The organism is Microbacterium helvum, assembly GCF_014779795.1.
Taxonomy (GTDB): Bacteria; Actinomycetota; Actinomycetes; order Actinomycetales; family Microbacteriaceae; genus Microbacterium; species Microbacterium helvum.
This window is the reverse complement of sequence record NZ_JACXZS010000003.1, coordinates 161994-176871: the sequence shown is the minus strand read 5'-3', so window position 1 is coordinate 176871 and position 14878 is coordinate 161994. Positions and strand designations below refer to the sequence as shown.

Annotated in this window: 12 protein-coding genes and 1 pseudogene; 4 read left to right on the top strand and 9 right to left on the bottom strand. The window is 70.7% G+C overall.

Annotated features, from left to right (window positions below):
- Positions 1 to 26 precede the first annotated feature (26 nt).
- A complete protein-coding gene (locus tag IF188_RS06140; RefSeq protein WP_191170906.1) occupies positions 27 to 1463 on the bottom strand; it encodes a glycoside hydrolase family 5 protein in 1437 nt (478 codons plus the stop codon).
- 78 nt (positions 1464 to 1541) lie between these two features.
- Here IF188_RS06140 and IF188_RS06135 point away from each other — a divergent pair, with 78 nt between their 5' ends.
- Positions 1542 to 2075, top strand: coding sequence for a hypothetical protein (locus IF188_RS06135; RefSeq protein WP_191170905.1), 534 nt, complete (start codon positions 1542 to 1544; stop codon positions 2073 to 2075).
- Between the two features lie 94 nt (positions 2076 to 2169).
- Here IF188_RS06135 and IF188_RS06130 read toward each other — a convergent pair whose 3' ends face one another.
- Positions 2170 to 3855, bottom strand: coding sequence for a DEAD/DEAH box helicase (locus tag IF188_RS06130; RefSeq protein WP_191170904.1), 1686 nt, complete (start codon positions 3853 to 3855; stop codon positions 2170 to 2172).
- Positions 3856 to 4066: 211 nt separating this feature from the next.
- Between IF188_RS06130 and IF188_RS20660 the strand changes: the two are divergent.
- Positions 4067 to 4900: pseudogene (locus tag IF188_RS20660) on the top strand (DUF998 domain-containing protein); the annotation flags it as partial.
- 140 nt (positions 4901 to 5040) lie between these two features.
- Entirely contained in the window at positions 5041 to 5712 is a 672-nt protein-coding gene (locus IF188_RS06120) for an antibiotic biosynthesis monooxygenase (RefSeq protein ID WP_396652743.1), read from the top strand.
- A 195-nt stretch (positions 5713 to 5907) separates the two neighbouring features.
- On the opposite strand, the gene IF188_RS06115 is transcribed toward IF188_RS06120, so the two are convergent.
- The 6 genes from IF188_RS06115 to IF188_RS06090 all read right to left on the bottom strand — a co-directional run bounded on the left by IF188_RS06115 (position 5908) and on the right by IF188_RS06090 (position 13535).
- A complete protein-coding gene (locus tag IF188_RS06115) occupies positions 5908 to 10251 on the bottom strand; it encodes an efflux RND transporter permease subunit (protein WP_191170902.1) in 4344 nt (1447 codons plus the stop codon).
- Between the two features lie 86 nt (positions 10252 to 10337).
- On the bottom strand, positions 10338 to 10715 hold the full coding sequence (crcB, locus tag IF188_RS06110) for a fluoride efflux transporter CrcB (protein ID WP_191170901.1): 378 nt from the start codon (positions 10713 to 10715) through the stop codon (positions 10338 to 10340).
- The gene (locus IF188_RS06105) at positions 10712 to 11125 is read right to left on the bottom strand and encodes a fluoride efflux transporter FluC (RefSeq protein WP_191170900.1); all 414 of its coding nucleotides are present in this window, start codon (positions 11123 to 11125) and stop codon (positions 10712 to 10714) included. Before IF188_RS06105 ends, crcB begins: the two co-directional genes overlap by 4 nt.
- A 178-nt stretch (positions 11126 to 11303) precedes the next feature.
- Entirely contained in the window at positions 11304 to 12296 is a 993-nt protein-coding gene (locus IF188_RS06100) for a DNA topoisomerase IB (protein ID WP_191170899.1), read from the bottom strand.
- A gap of 46 nt (positions 12297 to 12342) precedes the next feature.
- A complete protein-coding gene (locus IF188_RS06095; RefSeq protein WP_191170898.1) occupies positions 12343 to 12609 on the bottom strand; it encodes a DUF7218 family protein in 267 nt (88 codons plus the stop codon).
- A gap of 38 nt (positions 12610 to 12647) precedes the next feature.
- The gene (locus IF188_RS06090) at positions 12648 to 13535 is read right to left on the bottom strand and encodes an SDR family oxidoreductase (RefSeq protein WP_191170897.1); all 888 of its coding nucleotides are present in this window, start codon (positions 13533 to 13535) and stop codon (positions 12648 to 12650) included.
- Positions 13536 to 13729: 194 nt separating this feature from the next.
- Here IF188_RS06090 and IF188_RS06085 point away from each other — a divergent pair, with 194 nt between their 5' ends.
- Entirely contained in the window at positions 13730 to 13894 is a 165-nt protein-coding gene (locus IF188_RS06085) for a hypothetical protein (protein ID WP_185843108.1), read from the top strand.
- Between the two features lie 67 nt (positions 13895 to 13961).
- Here IF188_RS06085 and IF188_RS06080 read toward each other — a convergent pair whose 3' ends face one another.
- Positions 13962 to 14732 carry a MerR family transcriptional regulator gene (locus tag IF188_RS06080; protein ID WP_191170896.1) on the bottom strand — a complete coding sequence of 257 codons (771 nt, stop codon included), beginning with the start codon at positions 14730 to 14732 and terminating at the stop codon, positions 13962 to 13964.
- Positions 14733 to 14878 lie beyond the last annotated feature (146 nt).

The window sequence follows — 14878 nt, the reverse complement described above, 5'->3', positions numbered from 1 at the left end:
GGCCGCACCCGGCGGAAGGCCCCGATTCAGGATGCCGGGGTGATGGTGACGGTCTCGGCGCCCGGATCGATCGTGAAGGAGAGCACGCGGGTGGCGGCATCCCACTCGACGACCTCGCCGCCGTCGACGACACCGCCCTGCGGGAAGCGGTCGGCGGGAAGATACGCCTCGCTCGTGGGGTGGGAGCCGTCGGAGCCGGAGCCGTCTGAGTCGCCGTCGAAGTGCAGGACGAGCTCGCCGTCGCGGACCGTCCACGACGAGACCGGTCCCGCCACCACGCGCGGGTACGGGCGCTCGATGGTGCCGATGAGGTTGCGGGGAGTGCCGTCGGTCTCGTACGGTCCCCAGCTGCCGGGGTCGCGCGACCAGTACACGACGCCCATGCCGGCGGCATCCGCGGTGCGATAGACGAGGTCGACGTAGTCCAGCGCGCCGGGCAGCGTCGTGTCGAGCCCGAACTCGCCGAGGATCACCGGCACACCGCCCAGCGCCTCGGCGGTGCGCAGCGTGTTCGACGCCCACGCCGACACGGTGCCCTTCACGAGATCGCGGCTCGCGCCGGAGAACCCGTCGCCCAGGTCCATCGGCAGCGGGTACAGGTGCGGGCAGAACGCGATGCGCGGCTCGCCCTCACGGGCGTCCGCGATCGCGCCGAGCCCGCTCGGCAGGCCCCAGTTGAAGCCGAGGGCCTGCGGCTCGACGCACACCCACGTGTCGGAGTCCACTTCGCGGATCGCGTCGGCGGTGCGCTGGTACAGCGACGTCAGCGGGCCGGCCTCGAACGCGGGGCCCTGCACCGTGCCGCCGTACGGCTCGTTCATGAGGTCGTAGGCGACGACCGCGGGCTCGTCGGCGAAGCGATCGGCGACCGCGCGCCACGCGTTCGCATAGTGCTCGGCCAGCTCGGGGTGTTCGCCGGTGGTGTTCCAGAAGTTGTCGAAGGCGCGGATGACGCCGGGTTCGAGGTAGTAGAGCTCCCACATGTCGTGGTCGGCGACCGGCAGCCCGTCCATGTCGGTCGCCCATGCCGGGGCGCCGTTGCCGGTGTCGCCGTCCGGCGTGATGGCACCGCTCCACAGGTCCTGATGCATGTCGAGCATCACGTGATAGCCGCGGTCGGCGTACCACCCGACACGTTCGGCGACGTCGTCGAGATAGCCCTGGTCGTACTCCCCCGGCTCGGGCTCGACCTTGCGCCACGAGATCAGGAACCGCACGAAGTCCGTGCCGGTATCGGCATACTCCGCGACCAGATCGTCCTCGGTGAACTCGGGCATGCCGTCGGGCGCCGACTTCGAGCTCGACGCCGTGTTGAATCCGTTCGCCACGATCGCGCGCCCGTCGTCGTCCTCGACGAACGAAGAGGCGGATGCCGGACCAGGCGTCCGCAGCGCGGCCGCTGCTCCCCCGACCACCACCATCGCGCCGAGAGTGATCGCCAGGATGGCGCGCGGACCGAGCATGGGGGACCGTCCTCTCCGACGGGGCCGTCGCGGGTCGGGGGGTGTGAACCCGCGCGCAACGGAGGCTATCATCGACCGGTGCCGACGAAGACACCCCCCGCTCTCGGCCGCTCCGACGTGGCCACGCTCGTCATGCTGCTCGTCGTCGCGGTGCTGGCCGGCATCTGGCCGCTCACCGGGACGCTCACCACGTGGGTCCCGTACATCGCGATCCCCGCGGCTGCGGGTCTGCCGTTCCTGTGGCCACCGCTGCGACTCATGCCGCTCGGCGAGACCACGTGGGCGTTCTGGATCGCCGACACGGTCGGCGTCCTCGTGATGCTGGCCGTGGCGTGGGCGATGCTGCGCGCCGCGTCCCGCAAGCGCCTTCGCCCGCACGCCGGCCGCGCCTTCGGCCGAGGGATGTGGGTGACGATCGTGGCGATGATCGCGGGCAACCTCGTGCGCGCGGTCTTCATGAGCTTCGCGGTGCATGCCGATCTCGGCACGTATCTCGCGACACTGGCCGCCGGCATCCTGATCTCCGCCCTCACGGCGATCGTCCCCGGCCTGCTGGTCGGCGCCGTGGCCGCGCTCGTCAGCGCGACGGCCCGCAGCGCACGGGTGGCCTGACACACTCCGCCCCGACACGCTCCGCAGTCACTTTCCACCTCCCGCACGTACGCGAAGTGGCCGATCGTGACTGCGGAGCTGCCTTCCGCGCCGATCAGAGGGTGTCGCCGGGGCGGAACTCCGTGAAGGGGGCCTCGATGTCGGCACGGTCCAGCAGCTCTTCAAGACGCGCGCGTCGCGCACGCGTCACGAGCGTCACGACCGTTCCTTCGCGCCCCGCGCGTCCGGTGCGTCCCGAGCGGTGCAGATATGTCTTGTACTCGTCGGGCGGGTCGGCCTGCACCACGAGATCGATGTCGTCGACGTGGATGCCACGCGCGGCGACATCGGTCGCCACCAGCACGTCGATCCGGCCCGACGTCAGCTTCTCGAGGTTGCGCGTGCGCCGTGCCTGGTCGAGGTCGCCGTGCAGCGCGAGGGCGCGGACGCCCGCGGCGTCGAACTGCTCGGCGAGCATCTCGGCGTACGCGCGCGTCCGGGTGAACACGAGCGTCTTGCCGTCGCGGTCGACGAGCGATCGCAGGATCTCGGCCTTGTCCCTATGGTCGACGACGAGCACGCGATGGTCGATCGTGCCCGAGTGCTGCGTCTCGCCGGCCACCTCGTAGACAGCGGGCTTCGTGAGGAACTCCTTCACGAGCGCCGACACCTCGCCGTCGAGAGTCGCTGAGAACAGCAGCCGCTGCGAGTCGCGAGGCGTGCGGCGCATGATGCGCTGCACGGGCTGCAAGAAGCCCAGCTCGCACATGTGATCGGCTTCGTCGAGCACCGCGACGCGCACCTCAGAGAGGTCGAGCGCGCGGGACTCGACGAGGTCCTCGATGCGGCCCGGAGTGCCGATCACGATGTCGATGCCCTTCTTGAGCGCACCCAGCTGACGCGCCTTCGGGACGCCGCCGTAGATCTGCGTCGTGAACAGGCCGACGCTGCGGGCGATCGGCTGGATCGTCGCGTCGATCTGCAGGGCGAGCTCGCGGGTCGGCGCGAGGATCAGCGCACGGGGCGGGCGTCCGAACTCGCGCTTCTGGCCGGCCTGCGAGCGCAGCACGCTCTCGACGAGCGGGGCGCCGAACGCGATGGTCTTGCCCGACCCGGTGCGCCCGCGCGCGAGCACATCGCGGCCTTCGAGGATCGCCGGGATCGTCGCCGCCTGGATGGCGAAGGGATGCCGCGCCCCGAGCTCGTCGAGCGTCTTGACGATGTTCTGCCCGAGGCCGAGGGCAGCGAAGGTCGTCCCTTCGACCTCGGTGGGGACGACGGCATCGGCGTGAAGACGCTCGTGCACGACATCCGGCCGGACGCCGTCATCGCGACGCGGACGGTCATCCCGCCGCGGCCGATCGCCTCCGCGCGCCGGGTCATCCCGCCGCGGCCGATCATCGCGGCGCGGCGCGTCCCGACGCGGACGGTCGTCCCGACGCGGACGGTCGTCCCGGCGCGGCCGGTCGTCCCGACGCGGCCGGTCATCCGGGTGGTCGCGGTCGTCCCGCCGCGGCCGGTCATCACGCGCGTGCGATCGTATGGACCTCGCCTCGTCGCGACCCGCGCGCTCCTGCTCGGTCCAGCGACGCTTGGGTGCTTCGGCGGACTCAGCGCGGAATCCGCGGTGGCCAGGGCTGCGGCTGCCGGCCTTGCCCGCCGAGGACTCCCCCGGCCGGCGCTTCTGGTCCTCGCCGGCGTCTCGACCGCGCGCTGCCTGAGCGCCGCGGGCGCGGGGGTTGTAGCGCGGGTCGTAGTTCTTCGGGGCCCGGCCGCCGCCGGGCTTCTTGTTCTTGGGCATCCGGCTCCTCCTGGGTGCGGTCCGCGGGCACCCGCGCGCGCGAGCACATCGCTTGCGTGAGCCGGCCTCTCCAGGGTACCCGCGCGTGTTCACCGGCCGCGTGAGGCTCCGACGGCCCTTTCGCACACGCGGCCGAGACGCCGCACTCCGTCGCCGCCCGCCGCACTCCGCAGTCCGCTCTGCGGCGCCTGGCGCACAGGTGCGGCGGGTCATGTTCTGTCAACAGCCAGCCTTCCGTCGGCGGCGCGGGCTACTGTTGCCACAGCGGCTTGCCGCCGACCGGGGGGTCACCGCTGAACTGGGGTTTTGTGCAGTTCGGCGTCCCCGTTCCACTGGGGAATCTGTCGTCATATCGTCGACGAGGCTCCGGATCGGTCCATCTGGGGATGCGCCGTACCGGACAACGCGTCGCACCGAACCGATCGTGAGTCGAATGCCTCCCACGACCCTTTCAGACGTCACCGGCGGATCCGCCGCTCCGGCCCTCGCCGCGGCCTCTTCGCTGCCGGCATCCATACCGGACAAGATCTCGCCGACCACACCGGCCGTCGACGTCGCGGGTGTCGCCGTCGCGCACCGCATCGGCCGGCTCGCGGTGCTGTCGCTGCCCGCGGGTGTGCTCATCGCGGTGCTGACCACGCACGATGCGACCTGGTGGCAGCACCATTTCTCGCAGCTGGGAACGCACTCGGACTTCTCCGGCCGCATGTTCAACGCCACCGCGATCTTCGCGGGCTTCTTCCTCGCTGCGTACGGAGTCCTCGTGGCGGTGGCGCTCCCCCGGGGCATCCGTCGTCGCGCCACGCGCTCGTTCCGTGGGTCGATCGTCTCGGCGGGGCTGCACCTGACCGCGGTCGGCCTGGTGCCGATCCCGGTGAGCCCCGAGATGCACGACGTGATCGCGACGGGTCTCGGGCTGTCGTTCCTGTCGACGGTCGCATCGGGGCTCGCGCTGCCCGGACGCAGCCGGCGCTTCCGCAGCGCGACGGCACTGTGCGTCACGCTGCTGGCGGTCGGCATGGTCGTGCTCACGGCGGGGATGATCACGCTCGCGCTGTTCGAGTTCGTCGCGTTCGTCACGATGGGCATCTGGCTGCTGTGCCTGCCCCGCGCGCTCGCCTCCGCGTCCGCACCTGCAGAGCCGCTGGACGCCGAACCCGCGCGAGCGGACTCAGAATGGATGCCATGGCAGAACCCGTGGCCCACCCCGTCACCGTCGCGATCGAACGTCGCATCGACCCGTCCCGCACCGCAGAGGCCACGAGCTGGATGCAGGCGGGCACCGATCTGGCCGCCGGCTTCGAGGGCTTCCTCGGGTCGGGCTGGGTCCGCGCGGGCGAAGGCAGCGACCTCTGGTACATGCTGTACCGCTTCCGCGACATCCCGACCCTGGAGGGCTGGGAGGATTCGCCGCAGCGCGGCTGGTGGCTCGACTCCGGCCGTGCTTTCGCCCGCGAGGTCAAGGTCGAGCGACGCACCGGCATCGAGGGCTGGTTCGACGCTCCGTTCGCGACTGGGCCCACGCGCCCAGAGGCTCCGCTCGACGCGCCAGCGGCGAGTGGAGAGGGCGTGGGGAACGTCGAGACGAGGGGCCCCGCGGCGCCGGCCACCGGCCCGATCCAGCAGCCCATCCCGGCCGCCCCGCCGCGGTACAAGCAGGCCGTCACGATCTGGCTCGGGTTCTTCCCGACGAACCTCCTCGCCTCATGGCTGCTCGGCTACGTGCCCGGCTTCGCGGAGTGGCCGCTGATCGCCCGCGTGCTGCTGTCGACGGTGCTGCTCACGCCGGTGATGACGTACGCCGTGCTCCCCGCGGTCACCCGACTGCTGCGCCCCTGGCTGCAGCGCGGCCGCTGACCTCGCCCCTGCTTCGGCGAGCAGATCCCCGGTCTCGGCGAGACGGGGAGATCTCGGCGAACTCGGGGACGTGGCCCCCGGTCTCGGTGTGAATCCCCTGGTTCGGGTGCGGAATCCCCTGGTTCGCGGTGCCCGAAACGAAGAGAGGGATGGATGCCGCAAGCCGCGGAGCAACCATCCCTCTCTGTGAAACCGTCAGGCGTCGTCGCGGCGCTCCGGCTTCGCGGTGTCGTCGGGCTCTGGCTGATCGTGGTCGGCCTGCTGCGGGTCAGCCTGTTCCGGATGCTCTGACTCCTCGTCGGATCCCGCATCCGCCGTCGCGGCGGACTCATCCTCGCGAACGTTCGACTCGGACTGCGGCTCGGACTCGTCGACGGCCGCCTCGAGCTCCGGACCGTCCGTCGGCGCCGCGGGCTCGGTCTCCGCGGGAACCTCGGCCCCCTCGGGCTCCGCAGGCACCTCGGACGCCGCGGGAACCTCGGCCCCCTCGGGCTCCGCAGGAGCCTCGGACTCCTGAGCCTCCGCGGGCTCCCCGGGCTCCCCGGGCTCCGCCTGCCCTGCGGCGTCCGCAGAGCCCTCGTCGTCCGCGGTCTCCGTTGCGTCGGCTGCCTCGTCCGCAGGCTCCTCCGCAGCGGCTTCCTCGACACCCGCTTCGTCGACGCTCGCATCCTCCGCAGCCCCATCCTCGGCCGCCTCGACCGCGGACTCCACGACTGCCGGCTCCTCCGACGTGTCCTGGGGTTCGGCGTCGGTCGTCTCGGCTGCCTCAGCTGTGTCGGCCGCGACCGACTCGACGCTCTCGGCGGCTGAGGGCGCGGCCGCGGCCTCGTCGGAGGCCGGCTCGGCAGCATCCATCGGCGAAGCCTCGGAAGACTCCACCTCGGACGCCTCCACCTCGGACGCCTCCACCTCGGACGCCTCCGCCTCGGGAACGTCAGCCGCAGCCGACTCGGCCGCACCGGCCTCCGGCTCGCCCTCTGCAGAAGTCGATTCCACGGCACGCTCGTCGGAGACGGTCGCCGCCGCATCCGGCGTGGCCTCGGCAGGAGACGCCTCGAGCTCGGGACCGTCGGCCATAGCCTCGACGCCCGCCTCACCCGCCACCGCATCCGGCGCGGGCTGCGTCGACGACACCTCGACGTCGGGGCCCTCCTCGATCACCGGCACAGCGGTCGCGGCGGTCTCCGCGGCAACCGCGCCCTTGCGTCGGCCCGCCGCCTCACGCGCTCGACGCTCGCGGCGCGTCTCGAACACGGCCGCACCCGCGGCGCCTGCGGCAGCGGCGCCCCCGGCACCGCCCTCATCACCGGCGGCCGCCGCGGCAGCGCCGGATGCGCCGACAGCCACGAGCTCACCCTCGCGGTCGTCACCGGCATCCGCTCCATCAGAACCCTCGCCCTCGGGAGCCGGGCCGTCGCCGCCGCCACCAGGACCGCCGCCGTCGCCAGGCCCGTCGCCGCCGCGGCGACGGGCCGCACGACGCTCCTTGGCGCCCTCGACGAGGTTGTAGAGAGTCGGCAGCACGAGCAGGGTCAGCACGGTCGACGAGATCAGTCCGCCGATCACGACGATCGCGAGGGGCTGCGAGATGAACCCGCCGTGGCCGGTGATCCCCAGCGCCATCGGAGTGAGGGCGAAGATCGTCGCGAGCGCGGTCATGAGAATGGGCCGCAGTCGGCGGGACCCACCCGCGAGAGTGGCGTCGTGCGTCGACAGACCCTTCTCGCGGTACTGGTTCACGAGGTCCACGAGCACGATCGCGTTCGTCACGACGATGCCGATGAGCATCAGCACGCCGATGAGCGACGCGACGCCCAGCGGCACGCCCGTGATGATCTGCAGCAGGATCGCACCGGTCGCCGCGAACGGAACCGACACGAGCAGCAGCAGCGGCTGGCGCAGCGAGCGGAACGTGGCCACCATCACGATGTACACGATGAGGATCGCGGCGAGCATCGCCAGACCCAACTGCGAGAACGCGTCGCCCTGCTGCGAGGCCACGCCGCCGATGGCGGCGTCGGCCGACTTCGGCAGCTCGGCGTCGGCGATCGCCTGCGTGACCGATGCGGTCGCGGTGGCCAGGTCGTCGGTCGACGGCGAGACCGTCACCGTCGCGGTGCGCCGGCCGTCCTCGGTGGTGATCGACGCAGGGCCGGTGCTCTCTTCGACCGTCGCGACGTCCGACAGCGTCACCAGGCCCGTCGCGCTCGGCACCGGAAGGGCGCGCAGCTCGTCGAGCGAAGCCGGCGGATCGGATGCCGCGATGTAGACCGTCAGCGTGGTGTCGTCGATCTCGACCGTGCCGCCCTGCTGCGGCTGCATGGCCGCCGAGACCAGACCGCCGACGGCGACCTCCGACAGGCCGAGCTGTGCGGCCTTGTCGCGGTCGACCTCGACGGCGATGTACGGGAGCGAGGCCGAGAGGTTGCTCGAGACCTGGCCGACGCCGTCGGCGCCGGTGACCGCATCCACCACGGTGTCCGTCGCATCGGCGAGCGTCTCGGAGTCGGGGGCCGTCACGTCCACTTCGATGTCGCTGGAGCCGAAGCCGCCGTTGCCCGTGCCGACGGTGAGCGTGCCCACGTCGTCGAGGTCGGCGAGCGCCTGCTGCACATCCTCGCGAAGCGCGACCTGGTCGGCGTCGGGGTCGGTCGTGATCGAGTACGTGATCCCGGCGCTGCCGCCACTGAAGGCATCGCGCAGGGCCGAACCGCTGGAGCCGATCGACACCTGCACGGTCTCGATCCCGTCGATGCCGAGCAGCGCCTCTTCGACGGGCTGGGCGGCCGCGTCCTCGGACTCGAGGCTGGGCGCGGGACCGAGGTCCTGCGTGACGGTGAACGTGTTCTGACCCGAGTCGCCGAGGAAGTTCGTCTTCATGAACGGCGCCATGGCGATCGTGCCGCCGAGCACCAGCACCGCGATGAGCAGGGTCACCCACGAGTGCTTGAGCGTCCAGGTGAGGATCGGCAGGTACGACTTCTGCAGCCGGCTCGGCGGTGCCGCAGGGTCCTCGGGGTCGATCGCCACGCCTTCGGACGTGAGGATCGGCTTGCCGGGCTTGAGGAACCAGTACGCCAGCACCGGCACGATCGTGAGCGCCACGAACAGCGACGCGAGCATCGCGATCGTGACGGTCATCGCGAACGGTCGGAACAGTTCGCCGGTGACATCGCCCACGAAGGCGATCGGCAGGAACACCGCGACCGTGGTGATCGTCGAGGCGCTGATCGCCGTGGCGACCTCGCGCACGCCGCGCAGGATCGCCGTCTTCTTGTCGGCGTCGCCGACGTAGTGGCGTTTGATGTTCTCGATCACGACGATCGAGTCGTCGACGACGCGTCCGATGGCGATCGTCAGCGCGCCCAGGGTGAGGATGTTCAGCGAGAAGCCGAACGCCTGGATGCCGATGAACGTGATCAGCACGCTCGTGGGGATCGAGATCGCCGCGACCAGCGTCGAGCGCACAGACAGCAGGAAAAGGAAGATCACGATCACCGCGAACACCAGGCCGAGCAGGCCCTCCTGCGCCAGCGAGTCGATCGACTGCTGGATGTAGGGCGCCTGGTCGAACACGACGGTGAATTCGACGCCGTCGATGTCGTCCTCCAGGCTCGGCAGCAGCGCGGTCACGCCGCGCGAGACGTCCACGGTGTTCGCCGATGGCAGCTTGGTCACCGCGATCGTCAGCGCCGGCTCGCCGTTCACGCGCGAGATGCTCGTCACCGGGTCGGTCTCCTGCACGACGGTGGCGACATCGCCGATGGTCTTCTGCCCGCCGGCGAACTGCTCGGCGTCGCTCGGCACGAGCGGCAGGGCTGCGATCTCGTCCACCGAGGTGATCTTGCTGCCGGTCTGGACGGTCAGCGTCTGGTCGTTCTCAGTGATCTCGCCGCCCGGGAAGAGCACGCCGTTCTGCTTGAGGGCGTCGCTGATGGCCTGCTGCGAGTAGCCGGCCGCCGCGAGCGCCGCCTGGTCGGGCGTGATGGTGACGCGCTGCCCGACGCCGCCGACGATCTGCGCGGCGTTCACACCGTCGACGTCCTCGAGATCGGGGATTACGGATGCCTCCAGCTGCGCCTGGATGGTCTCTTCGTCGTCGTAGCCCGTCACGGCGATCTGGATGACGGGCAGGTCATCGATGCTCACCGACAGGACGTTCGGCTCGACCCCGGTCGGAAGCGTCGACTGGATGCGGTTGATCGCCTGCGTCATCTTCTGCTCGGCGGTCGCGAGATCCGTGCCGTAGGCGAAGGTCGCCTGCACGATGGACGCGTTCGTGGTGCTGGTCGCGGTGGTCCCCTCCAGCCCGGGCACGCCCTGGATCGCCGACTCGATCGGCGTGGACACGTCGTTGTTCACGACGTCGGGCGACGCGCCCGGGTACGTCGAGACGACGATCAGCGCCGGGAACTCGATGGACGGGATGAGCTCCTGCTTGAGATTCGTCAGCGCGAGGCCGCCGAAGATGGCGGCGACGATCGTGATCAGCGCGATCAGCGCGCGGTTCTTGAGACTCAGGACGGCGAGGTTCGACACAGCAATGCCTTCGCTGGGTGAGGTGGTGCATGGATGCGGGAATCCGCACGATACGAACGTGTATCGGTTTTCAGTATTTCATGCGGTCAAACGCGCGCGAGGACCGCTCCCAGCCAGAGCCCCAGCCCGGCGCCCACCGCGGCGAGCACGAGCGTTCCGAAGAGGTTCAGTGCGGCGTCCCGCCACCGCCGCCGCTGCGCGAGCAGCACCGTCTCGACCGAGACGGTGCTGAACGTCGTGTAACCGCCGAGCAGGCCCAGCCCCAGCACCAGCGACAGCTCGGGAGCGATGGCCGAGCCGAGACCCGTGACCACCCCGAGCACGAACGAGCCCGACACGTTGACGACGAGGATGCCGACCGGGAACCGCGCCCCGCGGCCGGGTGTGAGCCGGCGGTCGACGACGTAGCGCAGCCCGGCGCCGACGCCGCCGGCGAGCGCCGCGACAAGCAGCCAGGGGCTCACTCGGCGTCCTCGATCGGCTCGATCTCGCCGGGCACGTCGGCGATGCGCCGTCCGATGAACAGCCCGGCGACTGCTCCGGCGACGCCGGCGAGAAGGGATGCCGCAGCCAGCCCGCCCGCGAGCCACGGGGCGGACACCCACAGCGCCGTCGCCACCGCGAACGCGCTGTAGGTCGTGAAACCGCCCATCACTCCGGTGCCGAGGAAGGCGCGCGCAAGCGGATGCCGGTCGTCGAGCCATCCCACGATCACTCCGAGCAGCAGCGAACCGACGCCGTTGATCGCGAGCGTGACCCACGGCACGGCGGCCGGGTCGACGACAGGCGCGATGATCAGCCCACGCGCCAGCACGCCGACGGCCCCGCCGGCGACCGTCACCCCGAGCACGCGAGGATCGACGGGCTGCGGCATCCCCCCACGCTACTCCGGGCGCCTCTTCCGCCCGTCCGCCCCACCTGGTCGTTGAGCGAGCGGAGCGAGACGACACGCCGCAAGCCGCTTTCGAGACGCAGCCCGCGCACTCGTCGGCGAGGTGTGAGGTCCGACGGGCGGCGTGCGACGTTTCGTCTTCGCTCGTTCCTCGCTCCGCTCAACGACCAGGGGTTCCACCGGCGGTTCGCCCGGGGCGCAGCAGCGCGCGGATCGCGGACTCGGGCGTGATCGACAGGTCGAGCAGGTGGCCGTCGCGATAGCGGGCGAACACGCGCGGGTCGATGTACGAGCCGCGCGCCACCGCGGGGGTGTTGCCGAGCGCCTCGGCCGTCGCCCGCACGGCGAGCACCTCGGCGCGCTTCAGATCGCTCTTGGTGTCGACGGTGCCGATGCGCGCGAGGGCGTCGGCGGCGAGGATCGTGCCGCGCAGCGTCCGGAAGTCCTTCGCGGTGAAGCGGGCTCCTGTCAGGGACCGCACGTACGCGTTCACCTCGGCCGGCGTCAGCGCGACCCGGCGCCCCGCCCGGTCCCAGGCCAGCAGCGGCGAGCGCGGGCGCCCCGCTGCGAGCAGCTCGACCACGGCGGCGAGATCGGCGTCGTCGACCTCGAGCAGCTGCCGCTTGCCGCTCTTGCCCGGGAAGGCGAGAGAGACGAGGGATGCCTCCACCGCGGCATCCCGTCTCTGAAGCGTCGTCAATCCGCGACTGCCGTGCGCGGCGAGGTAGCGCTCCGAGCCGATCCGGGGCGCGGCCTCATCGAGCAGGCGGAAGGCGACCGCCAGCACACGCTCGCGGTCGAGCGCGGAGCGGCGCAGCGAGGTCGTGACACGGGCGCGGGCCCGGGGCAGCGCCTCGGCGAGCGCCAGCGAACGGGCGAACTTGCCGCGGTCCCTGCCGGCGGTCCACGCGGGGTGGTACAGGTACTGCGTCCGGCCCGCGTCGTCGACGCCGACGGCCTGGATGTGCCCGTCGGGGCGGGCGCTGATCCACACGTCGTGCCAGGCGGGCGGGATGACGAGCGCGCGGATGCGGTCGAGGTGGCGATCCCCCGGGGTGCGCCCCTTCGCGTCGACGTACCGGAACCCCGAGCCGGCGCGCAGGCGACGGAACCCGGGGTCGTGATACGGGCGCACGCGCGTGAGCTTCGGCATCCGTCCTCCCTTCCTGCGAGTCCGGATGCCGGCCCGCGCCGCGTCGTCAGTGGTTGCGGATCATCGAGATCAACTCGGACTTCTTCTTGTCCGAGTATCCGTGCAGTCCGAGCTCTTTCGCACGCTTGCGCAGCTCAGGCACGGTGCGGTCGTCGTAGTCCTTGGCGTTCGCGCCGCGGCTGCCGATCTTCTTGCGCCCCTGGCTCGCCGCCGCGTTCGAGATGCGGGCAGCCTTCTCTTTCGAGGCGCCGTCCTCGCGCAGCTCTTCGTACAGTTCACGATCCTTGAGGTTGGATCCCCGTCGTCCGGGCATGATTCCTCCTTCTCGTCGACACCGCCCGAGCGGCGGTGTCAGAGTCCCTTGCCGCCGGTCACCGGCAGGATGGCGCCCGACGTGTACGTCGCGTCGTCGCTCGCGAGGTAGACATAGGCGCCGGCGAGCTCTGCGGGCTGTCCGGCGCGCCCGAGCGGCGTGTCCTTTCCGAACGTCGCGAGCCGCTCCGCGTCCCACCCGGTCGCCGGGATGAGCGGCGTCCAGATCGGTCCCGGTGCCACCCCGTTCACGCGGATGCCCTTCGGCCCGAGTTCTTCGGCGAGCGCCTTGACGAAGGCGACGTGTGCGGCCTTGGTCATCGCATAGTCGATGAGCCCGGGCGACGGATTGAACGCCTGGATCGACGTCGTGACGATGATCGACGCTCCGGGCTTCAGGTGCGGGATCGCCGCTCGCGCAGTGAACATGGGCGCGTAGAGGTTGGTCCGGAACACGCGGTCCATCTCGTCGGTCGGGATGGTCTCCAGGCCGTCGCGGTCCTTCTGGTAGGCCGCGTTGAGCACGAGCACATCGAGGCCGCCGAGTTCGTCGACGGTGCGGGTCACGATGTCGGCGCAGAACGCCTCGTCACGCAGATCGCCGGCGATCGGCAGAGCCTTGGCGCCGGCCTCGGTGACCCAGCGGACGGTCTCGTCGGCGTCGTGCTGCTCCTCGGGCATGAAGGTCAGCGCCACGTCGGCGCCCTCTCGCGCGAAGGCGATGGCGACGGCGCGGCCGATGCCGGAGTCGCCGCCGGTGATGAGTGCGCGGCGATCGCTCAGCCTCAGCGCGCCGCGGTACGAGCGTTCACCGTGATCAGGAGTGGGGCGCGTCTCGTCGGTCGTGCCGGGCTGCTCTTGCTGCTGGGCGGGGAATCCGTCCGCGCGATGGGCCGTGGTGGGGTCGGTGCCGGTCGAAGTGCTCATGCAGCCGACGTTAGGAGCGCACACCACCGCCTTCACAGGGGTTGACTTCCGCGCCGTGCGCCTCTAGGCCGCCTATCACCGGCGATGCGACCGCGTCAACCCACTACGTGACCCCCGAGTGCGGTGCCAGTGTCGTGATGTGCCCACGAGGCAACCGGCGCAGAGACGCCGGCACCAGAAGGAGGAGGACCCCCGTGAACATCGCCCTCATCATCATCATCGTCATCGCCATCATTCTCGCCATCGTCGGCGGACTGAGTTCCGCCCTCAACTGGCTGCTGTGGGTGGCGATCATCGTCGGCGTCATCGCCCTCATCGCGTTCCTGTTCCGCGTACTGAGCGGAAACCGCAACACCTGACGACACCAGGGACGACAAAGCGGATGCCGCCACCCCACTCGGGGTGGCGGCATCCGCTTTCTCCGGTCTAGAGGTGCGCCTCCGCGTACACGCGCAGCGCGTCGCGTACGAACTCGGCGCCCTGCGTGCCGCCGTAGTTCTTGCCGAAGCGCGGGTCCGCGACGTACATCTCGCCGAGCCCGAGCACGTAGCCCTTGACGTCGCCACCCGGCGTCGCCGCGGGGGTGCCGGGCACGCCGGTCAGCCACTCCACGTGACGCTTCGCGAGCGCCTGCGCCTCGTCGCTGTCGGGCGCGATGCCGGACTGCGCGGCCGCGATCCAGTCGCTGCCGAGGTCGGCCACGCGCTTCTGCCACGCGGCCCTGTCGTCTGCGCTCATGGAACGCCACCAGCGGTCGCTGTCGGCGTACGCCTTCTTGCCCCAGCGCTGTTCGACCTCGTCCTTGTACTGCGTGTGGTCGAAGCCGTCGAACATCTTCTCTGCCATCAGTCGTTCACCTCCTCTCAATGCCGTGATCGTGCTCTCGACCGACGCGATCTGCCGCGCCAGCCGGTCCCGCTCCTGCCGCAGCCACGCGAGATGGCTCTCGAGGGCGTGGGCCTCGGATGCCTCACGCCCGAGCACCTCGCCGATCTGCGGCAGCCCCAGCCCGAGCTCGCGCAGCAGCAGGATGCGCTGCAGGCGCACGAGCGCAGCCTGGTCGTAGTACCGGTATCCGTTGTGCCCGATGCTCGACGGCGCGAGCAGCCCGATGTCGTCGTAGTGGCGGAGCGTGCGGCTCGTCGTGCCGGCGAGCCGGGCGATCTGCTGGATCGACCATTCCTCGTCGTCGTTCATGTCCACCACGGTAAAGGTTGACGTAGCGTCAAGGTCAACCTTTGATTTCGCCGGACTCTTGACAAGATCGCGATATATCGTGTTACCGTTCTTCTATACGCGATATATCGCGACATGGATCACCCCCCAAGAGAGAACCGCAGGAG

What these genes read in the sequence shown, in the direction of transcription:
- IF188_RS06100 (WP_191170899.1), bottom strand. Translation starts at nt 12,296, where the DNA reads ATGCCGAAGCTCACGCGCGTGCGCCCGTATCACGACCCCGGGTTCCGT.
- IF188_RS06120 (WP_396652743.1), top strand. Translation starts at nt 5,041, where the DNA reads ATGGCAGAACCCGTGGCCCACCCCGTCACCGTCGCGATCGAACGTCGC.
- IF188_RS06140 (WP_191170906.1), bottom strand. Translation starts at nt 1,463, where the DNA reads ATGCTCGGTCCGCGCGCCATCCTGGCGATCACTCTCGGCGCGATGGTG.
- IF188_RS06130 (WP_191170904.1), bottom strand. Translation starts at nt 3,855, where the DNA reads ATGCCCAAGAACAAGAAGCCCGGCGGCGGCCGGGCCCCGAAGAACTAC.
- IF188_RS06095 (WP_191170898.1), bottom strand. Translation starts at nt 12,609, where the DNA reads ATGCCCGGACGACGGGGATCCAACCTCAAGGATCGTGAACTGTACGAA.
- IF188_RS06105 (WP_191170900.1), bottom strand. Translation starts at nt 11,125, where the DNA reads ATGCCGCAGCCCGTCGATCCTCGCGTGCTCGGGGTGACGGTCGCCGGC.
- IF188_RS06080 (WP_191170896.1), bottom strand. Translation starts at nt 14,732, where the DNA reads ATGAACGACGACGAGGAATGGTCGATCCAGCAGATCGCCCGGCTCGCC.
- IF188_RS06090 (WP_191170897.1), bottom strand. Translation starts at nt 13,535, where the DNA reads ATGAGCACTTCGACCGGCACCGACCCCACCACGGCCCATCGCGCGGAC.